Genomic DNA, 17332 nt, shown 5'->3' on the forward strand with positions numbered 1-17332 from the left:
CATAAGGCGATAGCTCTTTTTATTATCCGCGCAAGACAGCTTGATACGTATCTTCTAATGCTTTCAATACGTTTGTATGAACAGCCGTGACTTCTTCCTCAGTCAACGTTTGTTCTGGGTTTAAATATTGCAGAGAGAATGCAACAGACTTTTTACCTTCTTCCATATGCTCACCCTCATACACATCAAAGACGGAAAGGTCTGTGAGCAATTGTCCGCCAGCTTCATAAATGACTTGCTCCAGCTGTCCGCTTGAAATATGCTGATCGACGACAAGTGCGATGTCTCTAGTCACTGCTGGGAATCTCGGAATAGCCGTATATTTCATATCCTCTGTTTCAGACGTCATTACATCTGTTAAATCAAATTCAAATACATACGTTTCTTTTAAATCTAATTCCTTTTCCACTACTGGATGAAGTGCAGCTACAAAGCCAATCACTTTTCCATTTAAATGAACATCGGCTGTACGTCCTGGGTGAAGGCCCTCACGCTCTGCTTGAACATACGTGATCTCTCCTGATACACCAAGCTTTTCAAACAGCCCTTCTGCAATACCCTTCGCTACATAAAAATCGACAGCTTTTTTCTCGCCCTGCCAAAGATTTTTATGCCATAAGCCTGTCAGCGCACCAGCGACATGTTCTTTCTCCACCGGTTTTGCCCCTTCAGCTTCTGCTAAGAACACAGAACCCGTTTCATAAAAGGCAAAAGAATCAGCTTGTCTTGCTAAGTTATATGCAACAGAATCAAGTAAGTTTGGCAGAAGGCTTTGTCTCAGCACACTTCGTTCCTCACTCATCGGCAGGGAAAGTCTTGTTTGATAAGCTGGATTTAAAGCAAAGGCTGTGGACTTATGCTGATTCGTTAATGAATACGTAATCGCTTGAGAAAGCCCTGCGCCCTCTAAGAAACGTCTCACCTTTCTGCGCTTCACTTGGTATGGCGTGAGACCGCCAACGGTACCAGCTGTCGCAGGGAGTGTAGATGGAATATTGTCGTAGCCGTATAACCTCGCGACTTCTTCAATGAGGTCTTCTTCAATCGTAATATCCATTCTGCGGGAAGGAACCGTTACGACAAGCACATCATTTGATTCGCCCACAGTAAAGCCTAGTTTGTTGAAAATCTGAATCATATCTTCTTTTGAAATGCTCATACCAAGCACCTTGTTCACACGCTCAGTTGATACGTGGATGACATTCATACTTGTTTCAAGGTGGTTTTCCTCCACAGTTCCGCTTAACACTTCACCACCTGCATAGATGCTGATCAATTGCGCTGCTCTTTCGGCTGCTGATTTCGTCCGCTGCGGATCGAGCCCTTTTTCAAATCGTGTGCTTGATTCACTGCGAAGCCCTAAGTCTCTAGATGCTTGACGGACGGTTTGACCGTTGAAATATGCCGCTTCTAAAAGAATCGTTGTCGTCTCATCACGCACCTCTGATTCAAAACCGCCCATGACGCCTGCAACAGCATGCGCTTTTGTGCCATTTGTAATGACAAGATGCTTCGAAGACAATGTACGTTCTTGTTCATCCAGAGTTTGAATCATTTCATTTTCAGCCGCTTTACGTACGACCACCTGCTTTGAACCAAAGCGGTCATAATCAAAGGCATGAAGAGGTTGACCGTATTCAAGTAAGACAAAATTCGTAATATCCACGACGTTGTTAATTGGGCGGATACCTGCATTCATCAATCTTGTTTGTATCCAAAGTGGTGCTGGCCCAATCTTTACATTTTTAATGATCTTCGCTGCATAAAGTGGATTCGCTTCTTGATCCTCAATTTTAACAGAAATATAGTCTGCTGCTTTTTCAGAAGAAGTGTCATGCGCTGTATCAGGAAGCTTGATGTCTCTCCCTAAAATGGCGGCAACCTCATAAGCGACACCTAGCATATTAAGGGCATCAGCACGGTTTGGTGTTAAGCCAAGCTCAAGTACCGCGTCATCTAATTGAAGTGCTTGAAGGGCATCATCTCCTGGTTTCACGTCATTCGGGAAAACAAAGATGCCTTCTGCATATTCTTTTGGTACGAGCTTGCTCTCTACGCCTAATTCTTGCAGAGAACAAATCATGCCATGAGACTCTTCACCGCGCAGTTTGGCTTTTTTAATTTTAAAATTTTCAGGAAGGACTGCACCAACCGTTGCGACGGCCACATGCTGTCCTTTATCCACATTTGGAGCCCCGCATATAATTTGCACCGGTGCGTCTTCGCCGATATCAACAAGACATTTGTTTAATTTATCCGCATTCGGATGCTGTTCACGTTCAATGACGTGTCCAACGACAACGCCTTTGATGCCTTCGCCTTTATACTCAACGGCTTCCACTTCAATTCCGCTTCTTGTGATTTTCTCTGCTAATTCATCCGGCTGAATGCCTTCTAAATCGACATAGTCCTCTAACCATTTATATGAAACAAACATGTTGATTTCCTCCTCTTAGTCCTGCTTAAATTGCTTCGTGAATCTAATATCATTTGTGTAGAAATGACGAATGTCATCTATGCCGTATTTCAGCATGGCAATACGTTCAACACCCATTCCAAAAGCAAAGCCTTGGTAAGTATCTGGATCAAATCCGCTCATTTTTAATACATTCGGGTGAACCATTCCTGCACCTAAAATTTCAATCCAGCCTGTTCCTTTACATACAGAACAGCCTTTCCCGCCGCATTTAAAGCATGACACATCAACTTCAACGGAAGGTTCTGTGAATGGGAAAAAGCTTGGGCGCAGTCTAATTTCACGATCCTCACCAAACATTTTTCTTGCGACTGTCTCAAGCGTTCCTTTGAGGTCACTCATGCTAATATTGTGATCGACCACAAGTCCTTCAATTTGCATGAATTGATGGGAGTGAGTGGCATCATCGCTGTCACGTCTATATACCTTACCAGGACAGATGATCTTCACAGGACCTTGGCCTTTATATTTCTCAAGTGTACGTGCTTGAACGGGTGATGTTTGCGTTCTCATGAGTGTGTCTTCAGTAATATAGAAGCTGTCCTGCATATCACGTGCCGGATGTTCTTTTGGAAGATTGAGCGCTTCAAAGTTATAGTAATCTGTTTCCACCTCTGGGCCCTCTTCAACGGTATAGCCCATGCCGATAAATAAATCTTCAATATCTTCTACGACAATCGTTAATGGATGTCTTGCCCCGATTTTGATCGGACTTGCTGGTAATGTGACATCAATGGTTTGAGAAGCCAGTTTCTTTTTCACTTCTTCTGCTTCTAGCTGCTCATTTTTTTCAGCAATGGCACCAGCAATCTGCTCTCTCACTTCATTTGCAAGTGCGCCCATTTTTGGTCTTTCTTCAGCGGAAAGCTTGCCCATTCCGCGCAGCACTTCTGTAATCGGACCTTTTTTCCCTAAATATTGAACACGAATATCATTGACTTCTTTGAGCGAGCTGGCTGCTTCTACCTTCGCTATCGCTTCTGTTTCAAGCTGTTTTAACGTTTCTTGCATGAGTGTTATCCTCCTTTTAATATACAAAACCGTCTGAATAAACGGGTGTTTGATTGTTTGAAGACAATAAAAAAACCCGCCCCTCCAAAAAAGAAGGGACGAGTTGTGGTCGCGGTACCACCCTTGTTAAGCACAAATATATGTGCGAATAAGCTTCATTGACATAACGGAATCAAACGAATCCGGTCCACCTTTACGCAAAACCTGCGGTCCCGGTGACAACTCCAGAGGTGAATTCCTGTTTCAGCATTCCTTAAATGCACTTTCAGTCTACGATGCATTCTCCCTAATAGGACGCTTCGTGAAACAATCTTCCTCTATCATGGTTTTTAAAATATTAGTTTCATTATAGTGAAAAATAGGACGTGATGCAACACTATCCGCGCAAATGATAGACAAGAACTGCTGCTGCCACAGCCACATTTAATGATTCCGCTTGTCCGTACATTGGAACATATAAATTTTGATCTGTCATTTGAAGAATCTCTGGATCAATACCTGCTCCCTCGTTGCCTACAATTAGCGCAAATGGACCTTCTGATGCTATGTGTCTATACTCTTTCGCATTTTTTAAAGCAGTGCCATATACAGGTATACCTTGCGCCTTTAATGCTGGAATTGTCTGTTGAAGTGTTTGTTTTAAGATAGGCAGGTGAAAATGAGACCCTTGTGCTGAACGGAGCGTTTTTCCGTTAAACGCATCAACGGTTCCATCGCCTAGAACCACAGCATCAAGACCCGCTGCATCTGCTGTCCGAATGAGTGTGCCTAAATTCCCCGGATCCTGTACTGCATCTAACAGAAGCATTCGTTCATACTTTTTCTCCTCAAATACAGGAATTGTACAAACCGCTGCGATTTGCTGAGGTGTTTCCGTTTCCGTCATCGCAGTAAAAGCCTCTGCACTTAATTCATACAGCTCAATGTCAGGCTCGATGTCCGCAGGGAGCACGTCAGGCGTTGTGACCATTAACTCTTTCACAACCCCGCTCTTTAATGCTTCTTCTACTAAGTGTTTTCCTTCAACAACGAACAGTCCCGTTTTCGTTCGTTCTTTTTTTGTATGCAGCTTTTTCCATTGTTTAATGCTTGCGTTTTTAGCTGATTCTATATATTTCAAGCGACTTTAACTCCTTTAAATATCATGAATTTATTATATCTCAAGCACACTACATAATAAACCTGTCTTTGAGACAGAATAGGGCTATCACCATCAAAAAAGGAGTGTGGGCAATGGATTTTAATTTAAGAGGCGCAGTGATTCAAAACATTACTGGCCATAATCAAGAGCAGCTTGAGCATACGATTTTAGATGCGATTCAAAGTGGCGAGGAAAAAATGCTACCAGGGCTTGGCGTTTTGTTTGAGGTGTTATGGCAAGAGGCATCAGAAGATGAAAAGAATGAAATTCTTGAAACATTAGAGCAGGGCTTAAAGCCTGAGCATCAGCAATAACAAGAAGCCGGTTTGCTTATCTATAAGCAAGCCGGCTTTGTTCATTTAGCCAGTGATTGGCGTCTCCATTCGAAGAGCTGGATCGCGCCAAATCTCGATCCATTTTTTAATAGCGAACACGATAATGACAAAACCTAAAATCAGCATAATCATCGAAAGCACGGCATTCAGTACACTGTAGCCAGATGCTTCAGGATTGAGATAGACATTCGCAACCATCCAATAACCCGCATAATTCACCGTCACATATAAGTAAGCAAGTGGAATTAAACAAGTCAACATATACCGCCTTTTATCCGCAATTTTTAACACAACCGTCGCCCCAATGATTAATCCGACCGAGGCCATTAGTTGGTTTGACACACCAAAGAGTGCCCAAATGGACCCAATGTCTCCAGAGTAAAGCAAGTATCCCCACATAAAACAAGCAAGTGCACTTGCAAAGACTGACCCTGGTACCCAGTCATTTCGTTTCAGCGGTTTATATGCTTCTCCAAAGAAGTCTTGGATCAAATATCGCGCGACACGGGTTCCTGCGTCAATCGCCGTTAAAATAAAGACGGCTTCAAACATAATCACGAATTGGAAGAAATAAGAGGCCAAATGACTAAAGAACGGAATACCCGTAAAGATGTACGCCATCCCTACAGCTAATGTAACAGCTCCACCTGTTCTTCCTTCTAAGTCAAGACCGATTTCTTTGCTTAGTTGAGGAAGATTCTCGACACTCATACCAAGCGTACGAAACACTTCAGGTGTACTATTAATTGCAAAATAATCTCCCGGATGAAGCGCAGTAGCGGCAATTAACGCCATGATTCCCACTAAACATTCTACGAGCATCGCGCCAAACGCCACCGGCTTCATATCACTCCAACGATCTAGCATTTTTGGCGTTGTGCCTGAGCCAACAAATGCATGAAAACCAGAAATCGCGCCACAAGCAATGGTAATCGAAATAAAAGGCCATACAGGTCCAGCTAAGACAGGCCCTCCTCCATTTACAAACTCCGTAAACGCCGGAAATTGGATGGTTGGATTAACCACAAAGATTCCCGCAATCAGCGCGATGAAAACACCAATTTTCATAAAACTGCTTAAATAGTCTCTTGGTGCCAAAAGCAACCAAACCGGCAGGGCCGCAGCAAAGAACGCATAGATTGGCAGGGCAAGAGCAAGCGTTTTTGTATCAAGTGTTAACAAATCTCCAAGTGCTGTTCCTTGAATATTCGGTCCAAGGAATACCCCCAACATCAGTAATATGAATCCCGCAGATGTCGCCAGCTTTAAATTGCCTGTCTTTTTATAATAAAGGCCGACTCCCATCGCTATTGGAATGGTAATACCAACTGCAAAGGTTCCCCAAGGATTTCGTTCTAAAGCATGAAGCACAACCATGGACAGTCCTGCCATTGTAATTGTAATAATAAATAACATGGCGAGCCCTGTGCAAAATCCTGCCACAGGACCAAGCTCCTCTTTCGCTACCTCGGATAGTGATTTCCCCTTTTTTCGCATCGAAGCAAACAAGACCACAAGATCATGAACAGCTCCGCCAATCACCGCTCCAATTAAGAGCCAAAGGAGACCAGGTAAATACCCAAATTGTGCGGCTAAAATCGGACCAACTAATGGACCGGCAGCGGCAATTGCAGCAAAGTGATGCCCAAATGTGACCCATTTGTTTGTTGGCACATAATCTTTCCCATCCTCGAGTGCATGAGCCGGTGTAGGATGATCATCTGTGACCTTTAGTACCTTCACCATCATAAACGTGCCATAGAGGCGATAGGCAATCGCTAAAATACACATCGATCCTATCACAATTGAAACCGCATTCATTTAACCATCCCCTTTGTATAAACAATTTGTTACAAATATAACATAAATTGATTGATTTTTCTTTCTTTTAAAACCTAGTTGACAAATAAGAATAATTGGTTTAATCTAAAATAAGCTTCACCTACTTCCATAAACTCTCTTTTGACAGAGCCTCAATTGGCTCTGTCCTTTTTATTGATTTCATCTTACATAAATACAAGAAGGATCACATGTGCCTTCCTCACTAGAAAAATATCACTTCATTTACTGAAAACAGTTCTTTTGACACAACTTACATTCCAAAGTTCATTTCCTGGGAAATTCAACGCAATTAAAAAACCTTTCCCCATACTGAGGAAAGGTTTCATCATTAAGAACCGTACGTAATTTGTTCAACCGTTTTTTGGTCAAGTCTTTTGATGACTTCTGTTAAAAGCTTCACCGCATTTTCATAATCATCTCGATGAATCATGGCTGCATGGGTATGAATATATCTGCTTGGAATCCCGATGGATAGTGATGGAACGCCATGACCTGTTAAGTGAATACCTCCAGCATCTGTTCCTCCACCTGGCATGGAATCGTATTGATAAGGAATGTTTAATTCATCTGCAGTTTGGACAACAAAATCGCGAAGCCCTTTATGAGAAACCATGGAAGCGTCGAATACGACAATCGTTGGTCCTTTGCCAAGTTTGCTTGTTGCTTCTTTTTCAGTAATACCTGGTGTATCACCTGCTACTCCAACATCAATAGCAAATCCAATATCAGGCTGGATGGTAGCTGCCGCTGTTTTAGCTCCGCGCAAGCCAACTTCCTCTTGGACAGTTGCTACACTGTATGCAATATTTTCATGCTGAGTATCCTTTAAATTCTTCATGACATCAATCGCTACTGCACAGCCGATACGGTTGTCCCAGGCCTTTGCAAGAAGCATTTTTTCGTCATTCATTACCGTAAACTCAAAGTAAGGTACGATTTGATCTCCAGGGAGGACGCCCCATTCCATTGCCTGCTCTTTGCTCGAAGCCCCAATATCAATGAACATATCTGTGATTTCGATTGATTTCTTTCGTGCTTCTGGTGATAAGACATGTGGCGGTTTAGAACCAATCACACCTGTAATGTCTCCTTTTTTCGTCACAATGGTGACACGCTGCGCCAGCATAACTTGTGACCACCAGCCACCGACCGTTTGAAAACGAATATAGCCTTTGTCATCGATTTTTGTCACCATGAATCCTACTTCATCTAAGTGACCAGCAAGCATCACTTTAGGCCCATTTGCATTTCCTTCCTTCTTAGCAATTAAGCTGCCAAGGCGGTCTGTAGAGACTTCATCCGCATATGTTTCTATGTATGACTGCATGACCTTTTTTACATCACGTTCATTTCCTGGAATCCCTTTTGCATCCGTTAGGTCTTTCAGCATAGTTAATGTTTGATCTAGTTTTGTCATCCTGTTTATCCTCCTTTTTCTTCATGGTGCATTCTTATTATACAAAACCTCTTTCGTTCAATACGATCTTTTTATGAATATTTTTTCGTTAATCGAAATATTTTTTTTAAAAAAAGTTGAAACCTTTTGACTTTCTCATTCGTAGTACATCAGATAACGGTATTGGAGGTGCATCCTGTCATGTTTGTCATCCTCATTAGACTTGCTCTTGTTGCATTGCTTGTCTATATTTTCTACATGGCGGTAAAATTCTTCTCAAACCCGAGAAGAAAGCTGAAACAAGCACAATTAAAAGAAGGCTTTTATTTTATGGACGAACAGCAAAATGCTCGCAAAAATTTCAATTTCGTCTATAAAGGTGTCTTGTTTGAAGGGGAGAAACATGTTCCTTCTAAGGATCATCCTCTGTTTGTCCACTCCATTTACGTTTGGACCGAGTCACCTGAGAAGCTAAATGAATTCACATTAGAAGACTTTGAAAAACTTGAGGAAAACATCATTGAACGGTATCCTCAAACAAAAATTGATTGGGATCAGCCCATCAAAAAAATCAAACAAAAAAAGGGAGCAGATACGCCGACTTAACGGCGTCTGCTCCCTTTTCAGATGAGATTGAGATAGACCAATATCACCAATTGGACAACAATTAAAGCAGGCATACCCATTTGAAAGGCAGGATGCTTTGTTTTATGACGAAAATACTGCATGCCAAGAAATGACCCGGCAGCACCAAAAAGTACTGCGGCACTCCATAAGTGCGCTTCTGATATTCTCCATTTGTGTGCTTTCGCCCGGCGTTTATCCTCTCCCATGAGACAAAACCCATAGACATTGACCAAGATGAGCAGCACGATCAGAGCGATATTCATTGATTTCACCTCACATGATGAGAAAAAAAGATCACTCCTCGGCGGAATGATCTTTTATATGACTTACTTGTCTAGTTGTGCTTTTGCAGCATCAGCAAGCTGGTTGAACGCGTTTAAGTCATTCACAGCAAGGTCAGCAAGCATTTTGCGGTTTACTTCGATACCAGAAAGCTTTAAGCCATGCATTAAACGGCTGTAAGAAAGACCGTTCATACGAGCTGCAGCATTGATACGAGTGATCCATAGTTTACGGAAGTCACGTTTTTTCTGACGACGGTCACGGAAAGCGTAGTTTCCAGATTTCATCACCTGTTGGTTTGCTACTTTATATAATCTATGTTTTGAACCGAAATAACCTTTTGCTAATTTAAGAACCTTTTTACGACGCTGACGCGACACAGTTCCGCCTTTTACTCTTGGCATTGTAATTCCCTCCTATGTTTCCTATTCCAGATTACTTGATGTTTGCAAGTTGTTGTTTGATACGTTTGAAATCTCCAGCACTTACGATTGCGCTCTTACGCAATTTACGTTTTTGCTTTGTAGATTTGTTAGCGAACAAGTGACTTGTGTACGCATGAGAACGTTTAAGTTTACCAGAACCTGTTTTTTTGAAACGTTTAGCAGATCCGCGGTGAGTTTTCATTTTTGGCATTGGATGTTTCCTCCCTCTGTTACTTTTACTTTTCGACTTTTGGTGCAAGCATGAGGAACATGCTACGTCCGTCCATCTTAGGTTTTGTTTCTACTGTTGCTACTTCAGCGCAAGCTTCAGAGAAACGGTCTAACACGCGCTGTCCGATTTCTTTATGCGTAATCGCACGGCCTTTAAAGCGGATAGAAGCTTTCACTTTATCTCCCTTTTCAAGGAATTTGATTGCATTACGGAGCTTCGTGTTAAAATCATGTTCATCGATTGTCGGGCTCAACCGAACTTCTTTTAAGCTAATGATTTTTTGATTCTTACGTGCCTCTTTTTCCTTCTTCTGTTGTTCGAAACGGAACTTACCGTAGTCCATGATTCGGCAAACAGGTGGTTTTGCATTTGCAGCAACTAACACAAGGTCAAGATTGGCTTTCGTAGCAATTTCCAGAGCTTCCTGGCGGGTTTTAATCCCAAGCTGATCGCCATTTTGTCCGATCAAACGAACTTCACGCGCACGAATACCTTCATTAACTAATTGATCTTTGCTAATAGTGAGCCACCTCCATGAGATTTTGAATTGAGTTCACAATTCATTTTGACCATTTCGTTGTATGTTTTACAGGCAAACAAAAAGTGTGGGCATATAAAACACCCACACTGCGAACATTTGCATGAAAAAATAAATGTACGGTCAACCTGTCAACTACAAACATGTGTCAATCAGGTGAGAAGCGGGTGCTTCTGCTTGTGATATCTATTCAATTCGTTAACTATTCTACACAATTTTCATTTGTCCGTCAAGTAACGGAACTCTTGAAACAACTTTTTCATTTTAGCATGACGAAATGATTTGAGCAAGCCTTATTTAAAAAGAAATAAAGTCTCTTCAAATCCTTCAATTTTTCATTAACACACCGATATAAATCAAGTTGTATACATAAATAAACCAAAATATAAATCATATTCCATATAAAAAAGGGTATTATATCTATTTTTTCAAAAAAATGATTGATTTTATAATTCTTTAGTCTTATCATTGGTGAGGTATTCAAATTCATTTAATAAAATAAGGAAAAGTAGGGGATTTATTTGAAAAAGTTTTTTAAGATTGGGTGTCTTAGTATCATTATTCTCATTTTGATTATTATCTTTGTATCTTGTATGGCTGGGGGCGGCAGCAAAAAAGATAATACATCAAATACTGGTTCTAAAAATGCAGTAACGAGTAGCGAAAAGAAAAATGATAAAGAAAAAACGCATAAAATTGGAGATAAAGTAGCAGTCGAAGACTTTACTTATCAAGTAAACAGCGTAACAGAAGCGAAATCTTTACAAAAACAGTATATGAGCGATGTAACGACAGACGGCAAATTCGTGATTGTTGAAGTAACGGTCATAAATACAGGTAAAAAAGATAGAACGGTAGATACTGAGATGTTTAGGTTAATTGGCAAAGACGGTACAGAATACAAATCACTCGCAACAAATAACATGTATGTCAATGATATCGATTCAAGTTTCTTCTTAAAACAAATAAATCCTAAATTATCTAAAAAAGGTAAAATTGCTTTTGAAGTTCCAAACGAAAAGAAATTCTCGCTTCAAGTCTCATCAGGACTAGGATGGACTGGCGGTAAGTATAAGACCATTGATTTATCAAAATAATGTAAGAGTGCACATTTTTGTGCACTTTTTTTATTACTAAATAATCTATTTAAACTCTAAAACTTCTATTGTAAAATGAACATGAGCCTGTCACATGCAATTGAGGGTAACTACATACATAACAAGGGAGAAGATCATGAAAGCCGTATTTTTCGATTTAGATGATACTTTGCTTTGGGATGAAAAAAGCATTCATACCACTTTTCAGGAAACATGCAGGGAAGCGGAAAAGAAATATGGACTTGATCCAGAATCGTTTGAACAGATTGTGCGTGAAGAAGCAAGAAAGCTGTACTCTTCTTATGAAACATATGATTATACTGTCATGATTGGAATTAATCCTTTTGAAGGACTGTGGTCCAATTTTAGTGAGCCGATTAGCGAAGGCTTTCAAAAGCTGAACGCCCTTGCACCAGAGTATCGCAAAAACGCTTGGACGAACGGCTTAAAAGAGGCAGGAATTGACGATGAAGTATTTGGTCAATACTTAGCAGATTTCTTTGCAGCAGAGCGCAGAAAACGCCCGTATGTCTATGAAGAAACGTATCCTGTTTTAGAGCGCCTGAAGGGCAGCTATGAATTACTCCTTTTAACAAATGGAGATCCTAGTCTGCAAAAAGAAAAACTTGCAGGTGTCCCGGAACTTGCCCCTTACTTTAATGAAATTGTGATTTCAGGAGATTATGGGAAAGGAAAGCCTGATCCTGGCATCTTTGAGCACTGCCTTCAGCTGTTAAATCTCACAAAAGATGACGTCATCATGGTAGGAGATAATCCAAAAACAGATATTCTCGGAGCTTCTCGCGTAGGCATTCAAACCGTTTGGATCAATCGTCATGGCAAGAAAAATGAAACAGATGTGACACCAGATTATGAAATTAAAGACTTACACGAATTGTTTGATATTTTAAAATAAACCATAGGAAAAACACCCTTCTCCTGATTGAGATTGGGTGTTTTTTCGTTTTCGGCTAAACAATTGCTGCTAGACTTTGTGCTTGTCGATCTAAGCCGCGTGCTGCTTTTCCTACATTCATGAATTCCTCGCTTGCCTGCTTGACAAGATCCCGGTTTGTAAACACGCTTGTCTTTGCACGGCTTGTTCCGTTGCTGACCTTTTCAACTTCTAAATGGATCGCCTTCACATAACGATCCACCTTTACGATCGCTTCCTTTGAATCTGTCGCAAGCTTACGGATTTCTGCCGCTACGACACTAAAGCCATTTCCATAGGAACCCGCATGCGCAGCTTCTATGGCCGCGTTCAATGCGAGCAGCTGCGTTTGGGAAGCGATACTGTTAATCGTTGTAGCAATTGAGCTGATCGACTCCACCTGCTCTGTTAGCCCTTCTAGCAAACTCATGTTTTGATCCGTTTCACTCGCAATATGTTCAAAAGAAGCATTTACACTTTGACTATGCTGGATGCCGATTTCCGCTCGCTCCATTAATTTTGCAGACATATCCTTTAGGTCTTCTACTACCTGCTTCATTGTGTTTTCTCTCTCCGTAATATCTGTTGCCACTTTCACGACGGCCACTACGTTCCCCTCTTCATTGAGCACTGGTGTATACGTCGCTTCAAGCCATAAGGTGTCACCGTACTTCGTGATCCGCTGCACCTTTTCCTGAAACACTTGACCATTCTTCAAACGCTTCCAAAACATTTGATAACTTGCGTCTTCTGCAATATGCGGAGGACAAAACTGTCTATGCTTTAAACCAATCATTTCTTCCTTTGTATATCTCATGGCTTTTGCAAAAATATCATTGACCCATAGGACCTTACCTGTGACATCAAATTCAATCATCGCCAGTGAGTGCTCTAGCGCACGAAGCACAGCTGATTGCTCCAATACTTGTGTTGATGAAGTGTTTGTTGTTTGAATCATCGCTTTCATTCCCCCAATTTGCCTCTATCTAATAGTACATACTTACCCATACTTTCGTACTATCTAAACGTATCATTTGCGCACTTGGATCACCAGTGGAGAATTTTTTTCCATAAGAAAAAAGCCAGCAACCTCAAGAGATGAGATCACTGACTGTTTCGTTTGCCTTCATTATTTTTTTGCTTCTGCGACTGCATGTTTCACAAAAGCTTCGAGGTCCATTGTTTCTGAATCTTGTTCCCCATATTTTCTTACATTGACCGCGCCATTTTCTGCTTCTTGATCACCGACAACCAGCATGTACGGAATCTTTTGCATTTGCGCTTCTCTAATTTTGTACCCTATTTTTTCATCACGACTGTCTAGTTCTACACGCAGTCCTTCAAGCTGCAAACGTTCTTGCACTTTTTTCGCGTAATCTAGATGGACAGATGGTGAAACCGGGATGACTTGGAATTGTACAGGTGCCAGCCATGTTGGAAGAGCTCCTTTGTATTCTTCAATTAAGAAGGCAACGAAGCGTTCCATTGTGGACACAACTCCTCTATGAATGACAACCGGACGATGATGTTTTCCATCTTCTCCGATATATGTGAGATCGAAACGCTCTGGAAGTAAGAAGTCTAGCTGTACAGTAGACAAAGTCTCTTCTTTTCCAAGGGCCGTCTTTACTTGGACGTCAAGCTTCGGACCATAAAATGCCGCTTCGCCTTCTGCTTCATAGTAGTCATGTCCAAGCTCGTCCATTGCATCTTTCAGCATGGACTGCGCTTTATTCCACATCGCATCATCGTCAAAATACTTCTCTGTATCCTCTGGATCACGGTAAGATAAGCGGAACGTATAATCATTTAAGCCGAAGTCTTGATACACTTCTTCAATTAAACGAACTGTGCGGATGAACTCATCTTTGATTTGATCTGGACGAACAAAGATATGGGCATCGTTTAATGTCATCCCGCGAACACGTTGAAGGCCGGATAAAGCGCCTGACATTTCATAGCGGTGCATTGTTCCAAGCTCTGCAATCCGAATTGGCAGTTCACGATAGCTATGAGGTTCATTTTTATAAATCATCATATGGTGCGGGCAGTTCATTGGACGAAGGACAAGATCTTCGTTGTCCATTTCCATGACCGGGAACATATCTTCTTGATAATGCGCCCAGTGGCCTGATGTTTTATACAATTCCACACTCGCAAGAACGGGTGTATACACATGCTCATAACCAAGGCGTACTTCTTTATCAACAATATAACGCTCAATGACGCGGCGGATTGTTGCCCCTTTTGGCAGCCAGAGCGGAAGACCTTGGCCCACCTTTTGAGAGTTCGCAAACAGTTTCAATTCTTTTCCTAGTTTACGGTGATCGCGCTCTTTTGCTTCTTCAAGCAGACGTAAATGCTCGTTTAATTCTTCTTTACTGAAGAAAGCTGTTCCGTAAATACGCTGAAGCATTTGGTTGTTACTGTCGCCTCTCCAGTAAGCACCTGCAAGGCTTAACAGCTTGAATTCTTTGATTTTCCCTGTAGACGGCAAGTGAATGCCGCGGCATAGATCGAAGAATTCACCCTGCTCATAAATTGTGACAGCTTCGCCTTCCGGGATTGCCTCTAACAACTCGAGCTTCAATTCATCGCCAATTGCTTCAAAGCGTGCTTTCGCTTCTTCTCTTGAAACTTCAATGCGCTCAATCGGCAAATTGCTGTTAATGATTTTTTTCATTTCTTTTTCAATCTTTGGTAAATCTTCAGGTGTAATCGCTACATCGATGTCGACATCATAGTAAAAGCCATTTTCGATGACAGGGCCTACGCCAAACTGGACGTGATGCTCTTTTCCATAAATGCGTTTGATTGCCTGTGCTAGTAAATGCGCTGTGCTGTGGCGCATAATATCGAGCGCTTCTTCACTCTTATCTGTGATGATCTCGATTGTTCCACTTTCTAACAGCGGCGTACGCAGATCTATTTCTTTGCCGTTCAATTTACCGGCAAGCGCTTTTTTCTTTAGGCCTGGGCTGATTGATGCCGCGATGTCTTCTGTTGTAGCTGTTTTGTCAAACTCCTTGACTGCTCCATCGGGAAATGTAAGTTGAATTTGTTCTGACATCTCTAGTCACTCCTTTTTTTGGCAATATAAAAACCCCGCCCCCTGGAAAGGGACGAGGTTGAATAAACGGAATCGTGGTTCCACCCTTTTTCCCGTATTTGCAGCTTGCTTTGTCAAAAGCAAATACGGCTTGTGGTTCAATAACGGGAATTCCCGTCAGCTATTACTAAACAGTTCACAGCTGATGTTCAAAGGTGGTAAAGCAAATGGTCCTCTGCTAGGAAGCTTTCAGCCGCGGCTTCCCTCTCTTTAAGCGGGTGTTCATTTGTTCATGTCCTTATCAATACGGTCTCTGTATGAAGTTACACCGTATTATAAAACGTTTTTTCGTGAAAATCAAGAAAGCTTTTCACTTTTCTTTTCCAAATGGCTAGGAACAAATTGTACATGCTGTTCTTGAAACGAATGAGGCGGGAATACCTCGACTCTTTCTTGAAAAATATTTTGAATGGTTTGCACCATCGAGTGACCTGTATCATCTGTAAATAGGTCAATTTTTTGTGGCGCAATGGATACTAGCGGTGCAATCAACTGCGAATCAATATACATTGGATGCTCTCTTACAAACTGTCTGTCTATGTATTGTTTTTGATCACGCTCAGAAGCGTACCGAAATTCCCAAATCATCAGGCGGTCCTGATGCACAACATGTACTTTTTCAAGCTTAGGTTCTCTTGACATCACATAGTCTCGAAGGGATTGAATAAAGTTTTGATATTCTTGTTCCATTTTATATTCTTCGATGGATACTTCAACATAGTTCTTCAGCCTTCTGTCATACGCTGAGAGCCTAAATGTCATAAATGAACCAATGGAAAAAACACCTTTCTGTAAAGAAATCGTCTCAAGCTCTTTTTTTAACAGATCCTCCCTCGGCGGGTCTTGATGAATTCCAGGGATATCATCTAGATCCCCTTTCATGATGCTATGGGCGATTGAAAGAATTTGGTGCTGCTCTTCTGGATCTTTAAATAAGTATGTGTTTTCAAGGATGCTGCGCATGCGTTCATTTTCTTTGCATTCCAAAAAAAAGTGAATCAGCAATGTCCGCACAATGTGCTCTATGGCTTCTCCTGATTTCTTCGCTTCTATGAGAAGCCGGTCTTTCCCTTGTTGAATCGAAATGTGATGCCGACTGTCCAAGTGTTCAGCAAGATGTAAAAAAGCGGCGGTATCATATTCATCTTCAAAGATTATTTCAAGCATGTTTGTCCCCCCTAACGACATCTGTTACATATATATGGGGGGAACATAAAAAATAGACGCCTAAAATAAATCAGGCATCTTTCTTTTTAAAATCAGTGGCACTGAGATAAAGATCAAATAAATCAAACAAACAATCGCTAAGGCGGCATAATTTCCGCTCACAAAGCTTGATCCAAGGACATTTAACGCCACAGTACCAGGTATTAATCCTAAAAAAGTCGCTGCCGCAAATGCACGGTAATTCGCACGTGAAGCTGCTGCGGCATAACTGACAAAATCAAAGTGAATGGGTGCAATGCGTAATAAGAGGATATAAAGAAATCCATGTTCTTGAATACGGGACGTCACCGCTTTTAGCTTCCGATTGCTTGATTCAGTTTCTTGCTTGTTTGAACGGAAGGTTGAGGCAAGCAGGAAAGATCCTGTTGCACCTGCTGTCGCACCAGCTAAGGCATAAATGGTCCCAAGGACACTGCCGAATGCCAAACCCGCTGCTAGCGAAAAGACGGTGAGAGGGACAAGCACAAATGGACGAAAAAGTGATAAGAAAAGAAAGACAAAGGGAGCCAGCATCCCAAATTGAAGAATCCAATTCTTCACATCTTTCGGCGACAGTTGAAGATGCTGTTTGTTGAGCCACCATAGCACAGCAGCTAGAATGCCAATCACGAGAAAAAGCAGCCATTTTCTTTTGTTCATCTCATCCGCTCCCCTTCACGT

17 protein-coding genes and 2 other annotated features are annotated in these 17332 nt (G+C 41.6%); of the genes, 4 read left to right on the forward strand and 13 right to left on the reverse strand.

Annotated elements, in window-relative coordinates; genetic code table 11:
• Positions 1–22 precede the first annotated feature (22 nt).
• The 3 genes from pheT to NST15_RS13075 all read right to left on the reverse strand — a co-directional run bounded on the left by pheT (position 23) and on the right by NST15_RS13075 (position 4607).
• A complete protein-coding gene (gene pheT / locus NST15_RS13065) occupies positions 23–2437 on the reverse strand; it encodes a phenylalanine--tRNA ligase subunit beta (RefSeq protein ID WP_008346002.1) in 2415 nt (804 codons plus the stop codon).
• A 15-nt stretch (positions 2438–2452) separates the two neighbouring features.
• The gene (gene pheS, locus NST15_RS13070) at positions 2453–3487 is read right to left on the reverse strand and encodes a phenylalanine--tRNA ligase subunit alpha (protein WP_008346004.1); all 1035 of its coding nucleotides are present in this window, start codon (positions 3485–3487) and stop codon (positions 2453–2455) included.
• A gap of 376 nt (positions 3488–3863) precedes the next feature.
• A complete protein-coding gene (locus tag NST15_RS13075) occupies positions 3864–4607 on the reverse strand; it encodes an RNA methyltransferase (protein ID WP_008346006.1) in 744 nt (247 codons plus the stop codon).
• Between the two features lie 113 nt (positions 4608–4720).
• On the opposite strand from NST15_RS13075, the gene sspI reads away from it, so the two are divergent.
• Complete coding sequence (gene sspI, locus NST15_RS13080; RefSeq protein ID WP_008346010.1) at positions 4721–4942, forward strand: small acid-soluble spore protein SspI; 222 nt, start codon at positions 4721–4723, stop codon at positions 4940–4942.
• A gap of 45 nt (positions 4943–4987) precedes the next feature.
• Here sspI and cstA read toward each other — a convergent pair whose 3' ends face one another.
• Positions 4988–6784, reverse strand: coding sequence for a carbon starvation protein CstA (gene cstA, locus NST15_RS13085; protein ID WP_039168858.1), 1797 nt, complete (start codon positions 6782–6784; stop codon positions 4988–4990).
• Between the two features lie 349 nt (positions 6785–7133).
• A complete protein-coding gene (locus tag NST15_RS13090; protein ID WP_017358255.1) occupies positions 7134–8222 on the reverse strand; it encodes a M42 family metallopeptidase in 1089 nt (362 codons plus the stop codon).
• Positions 8223–8402: 180 nt separating this feature from the next.
• Here NST15_RS13090 and NST15_RS13095 point away from each other — a divergent pair, with 180 nt between their 5' ends.
• Positions 8403–8807: a hypothetical protein gene (locus tag NST15_RS13095; protein ID WP_008346017.1), complete on the forward strand. Its 405-nt coding sequence runs from the start codon at positions 8403–8405 to the stop codon at positions 8805–8807.
• 17 nt (positions 8808–8824) lie between these two features.
• On the opposite strand, the gene NST15_RS13100 is transcribed toward NST15_RS13095, so the two are convergent.
• The 4 genes from NST15_RS13100 to infC form a co-directional block, all read right to left on the reverse strand.
• A complete protein-coding gene (locus tag NST15_RS13100) occupies positions 8825–9091 on the reverse strand; it encodes a DUF1294 domain-containing protein (protein ID WP_008346019.1) in 267 nt (88 codons plus the stop codon).
• Between the two features lie 63 nt (positions 9092–9154).
• Entirely contained in the window at positions 9155–9514 is a 360-nt protein-coding gene (gene rplT, locus NST15_RS13105) for a 50S ribosomal protein L20 (protein WP_007501659.1), read from the reverse strand.
• A 31-nt stretch (positions 9515–9545) separates the two neighbouring features.
• Positions 9546–9746 (reverse strand): 50S ribosomal protein L35, encoded by a 201-nt coding sequence (gene rpmI / locus NST15_RS13110; RefSeq protein ID WP_003216324.1) that lies wholly within the window; start codon positions 9744–9746, stop codon positions 9546–9548.
• A 25-nt stretch (positions 9747–9771) separates the two neighbouring features.
• Positions 9772–10287, reverse strand: a complete 516-nt coding sequence (infC, locus tag NST15_RS13115; protein ID WP_024718649.1) for a translation initiation factor IF-3 — start codon at positions 10285–10287, stop codon at positions 9772–9774.
• A gap of 71 nt (positions 10288–10358) precedes the next feature.
• Positions 10359–10490, reverse strand: a sequence feature (ribosomal protein L20 leader region).
• A gap of 336 nt (positions 10491–10826) precedes the next feature.
• On the opposite strand from infC, the gene NST15_RS13120 reads away from it, so the two are divergent.
• Together NST15_RS13120 and NST15_RS13125 are read left to right on the forward strand one after the other, a co-directional pair.
• Positions 10827–11402, forward strand: a complete 576-nt coding sequence (locus NST15_RS13120; RefSeq protein ID WP_035701957.1) for a DUF4352 domain-containing protein — start codon at positions 10827–10829, stop codon at positions 11400–11402.
• Positions 11403–11538: 136 nt separating this feature from the next.
• Positions 11539–12318 carry an HAD family hydrolase gene (locus tag NST15_RS13125; RefSeq protein ID WP_035701960.1) on the forward strand — a complete coding sequence of 260 codons (780 nt, stop codon included), beginning with the start codon at positions 11539–11541 and terminating at the stop codon, positions 12316–12318.
• A gap of 55 nt (positions 12319–12373) precedes the next feature.
• Here NST15_RS13125 and NST15_RS13130 read toward each other — a convergent pair whose 3' ends face one another.
• From NST15_RS13130 to NST15_RS13145, 4 genes are all read right to left on the reverse strand, one after another.
• A complete protein-coding gene (locus NST15_RS13130) occupies positions 12374–13294 on the reverse strand; it encodes a methyl-accepting chemotaxis protein (RefSeq protein WP_019743725.1) in 921 nt (306 codons plus the stop codon).
• A 171-nt stretch (positions 13295–13465) separates the two neighbouring features.
• Positions 13466–15406, reverse strand: a complete 1941-nt coding sequence (gene thrS, locus NST15_RS13135; RefSeq protein WP_007501674.1) for a threonine--tRNA ligase — start codon at positions 15404–15406, stop codon at positions 13466–13468.
• A gap of 45 nt (positions 15407–15451) precedes the next feature.
• Positions 15452–15699: a binding site (T-box leader), on the reverse strand.
• 43 nt (positions 15700–15742) lie between these two features.
• Positions 15743–16612, reverse strand: coding sequence for a putative sporulation protein YtxC (ytxC, locus tag NST15_RS13140; RefSeq protein ID WP_008346029.1), 870 nt, complete (start codon positions 16610–16612; stop codon positions 15743–15745).
• Between the two features lie 60 nt (positions 16613–16672).
• Positions 16673–17311, reverse strand: a complete 639-nt coding sequence (locus tag NST15_RS13145) for a TVP38/TMEM64 family protein (protein ID WP_008346032.1) — start codon at positions 17309–17311, stop codon at positions 16673–16675.
• Positions 17312–17332: the final 21 nt, after the last annotated feature.

This window comes from Bacillus sp. FSL R5-0820 (genome assembly GCF_038593385.1).
Taxonomy (GTDB): domain Bacteria; phylum Bacillota; class Bacilli; order Bacillales; family Bacillaceae; genus Bacillus; species Bacillus altitudinis.

Bases quoted from the DNA above. Each gene is read 5' to 3' on its own strand.
- NST15_RS13095 (WP_008346017.1), top strand. From the start codon at position 8,403: ATGTTTGTCATCCTCATTAGACTTGCTCTTGTTGCATTGCTTGTCTAT.
- pheS (WP_008346004.1), bottom strand. From the start codon at position 3,487: ATGCAAGAAACGTTAAAACAGCTTGAAACAGAAGCGATAGCGAAGGTA.
- cstA (WP_039168858.1), bottom strand. From the start codon at position 6,784: ATGAATGCGGTTTCAATTGTGATAGGATCGATGTGTATTTTAGCGATT.
- NST15_RS13125 (WP_035701960.1), top strand. From the start codon at position 11,539: ATGAAAGCCGTATTTTTCGATTTAGATGATACTTTGCTTTGGGATGAA.
- NST15_RS13100 (WP_008346019.1), bottom strand. From the start codon at position 9,091: ATGAATATCGCTCTGATCGTGCTGCTCATCTTGGTCAATGTCTATGGG.
- rplT (WP_007501659.1), bottom strand. From the start codon at position 9,514: ATGCCAAGAGTAAAAGGCGGAACTGTGTCGCGTCAGCGTCGTAAAAAG.
- thrS (WP_007501674.1), bottom strand. From the start codon at position 15,406: ATGTCAGAACAAATTCAACTTACATTTCCCGATGGAGCAGTCAAGGAG.
- pheT (WP_008346002.1), bottom strand. From the start codon at position 2,437: ATGTTTGTTTCATATAAATGGTTAGAGGACTATGTCGATTTAGAAGGC.
- rpmI (WP_003216324.1), bottom strand. From the start codon at position 9,746: ATGCCAAAAATGAAAACTCACCGCGGATCTGCTAAACGTTTCAAAAAA.
- NST15_RS13090 (WP_017358255.1), bottom strand. From the start codon at position 8,222: ATGACAAAACTAGATCAAACATTAACTATGCTGAAAGACCTAACGGAT.
- NST15_RS13130 (WP_019743725.1), bottom strand. From the start codon at position 13,294: ATGATTCAAACAACAAACACTTCATCAACACAAGTATTGGAGCAATCA.
- sspI (WP_008346010.1), top strand. From the start codon at position 4,721: ATGGATTTTAATTTAAGAGGCGCAGTGATTCAAAACATTACTGGCCAT.
- ytxC (WP_008346029.1), bottom strand. From the start codon at position 16,612: ATGCTTGAAATAATCTTTGAAGATGAATATGATACCGCCGCTTTTTTA.
- NST15_RS13145 (WP_008346032.1), bottom strand. From the start codon at position 17,311: ATGAACAAAAGAAAATGGCTGCTTTTTCTCGTGATTGGCATTCTAGCT.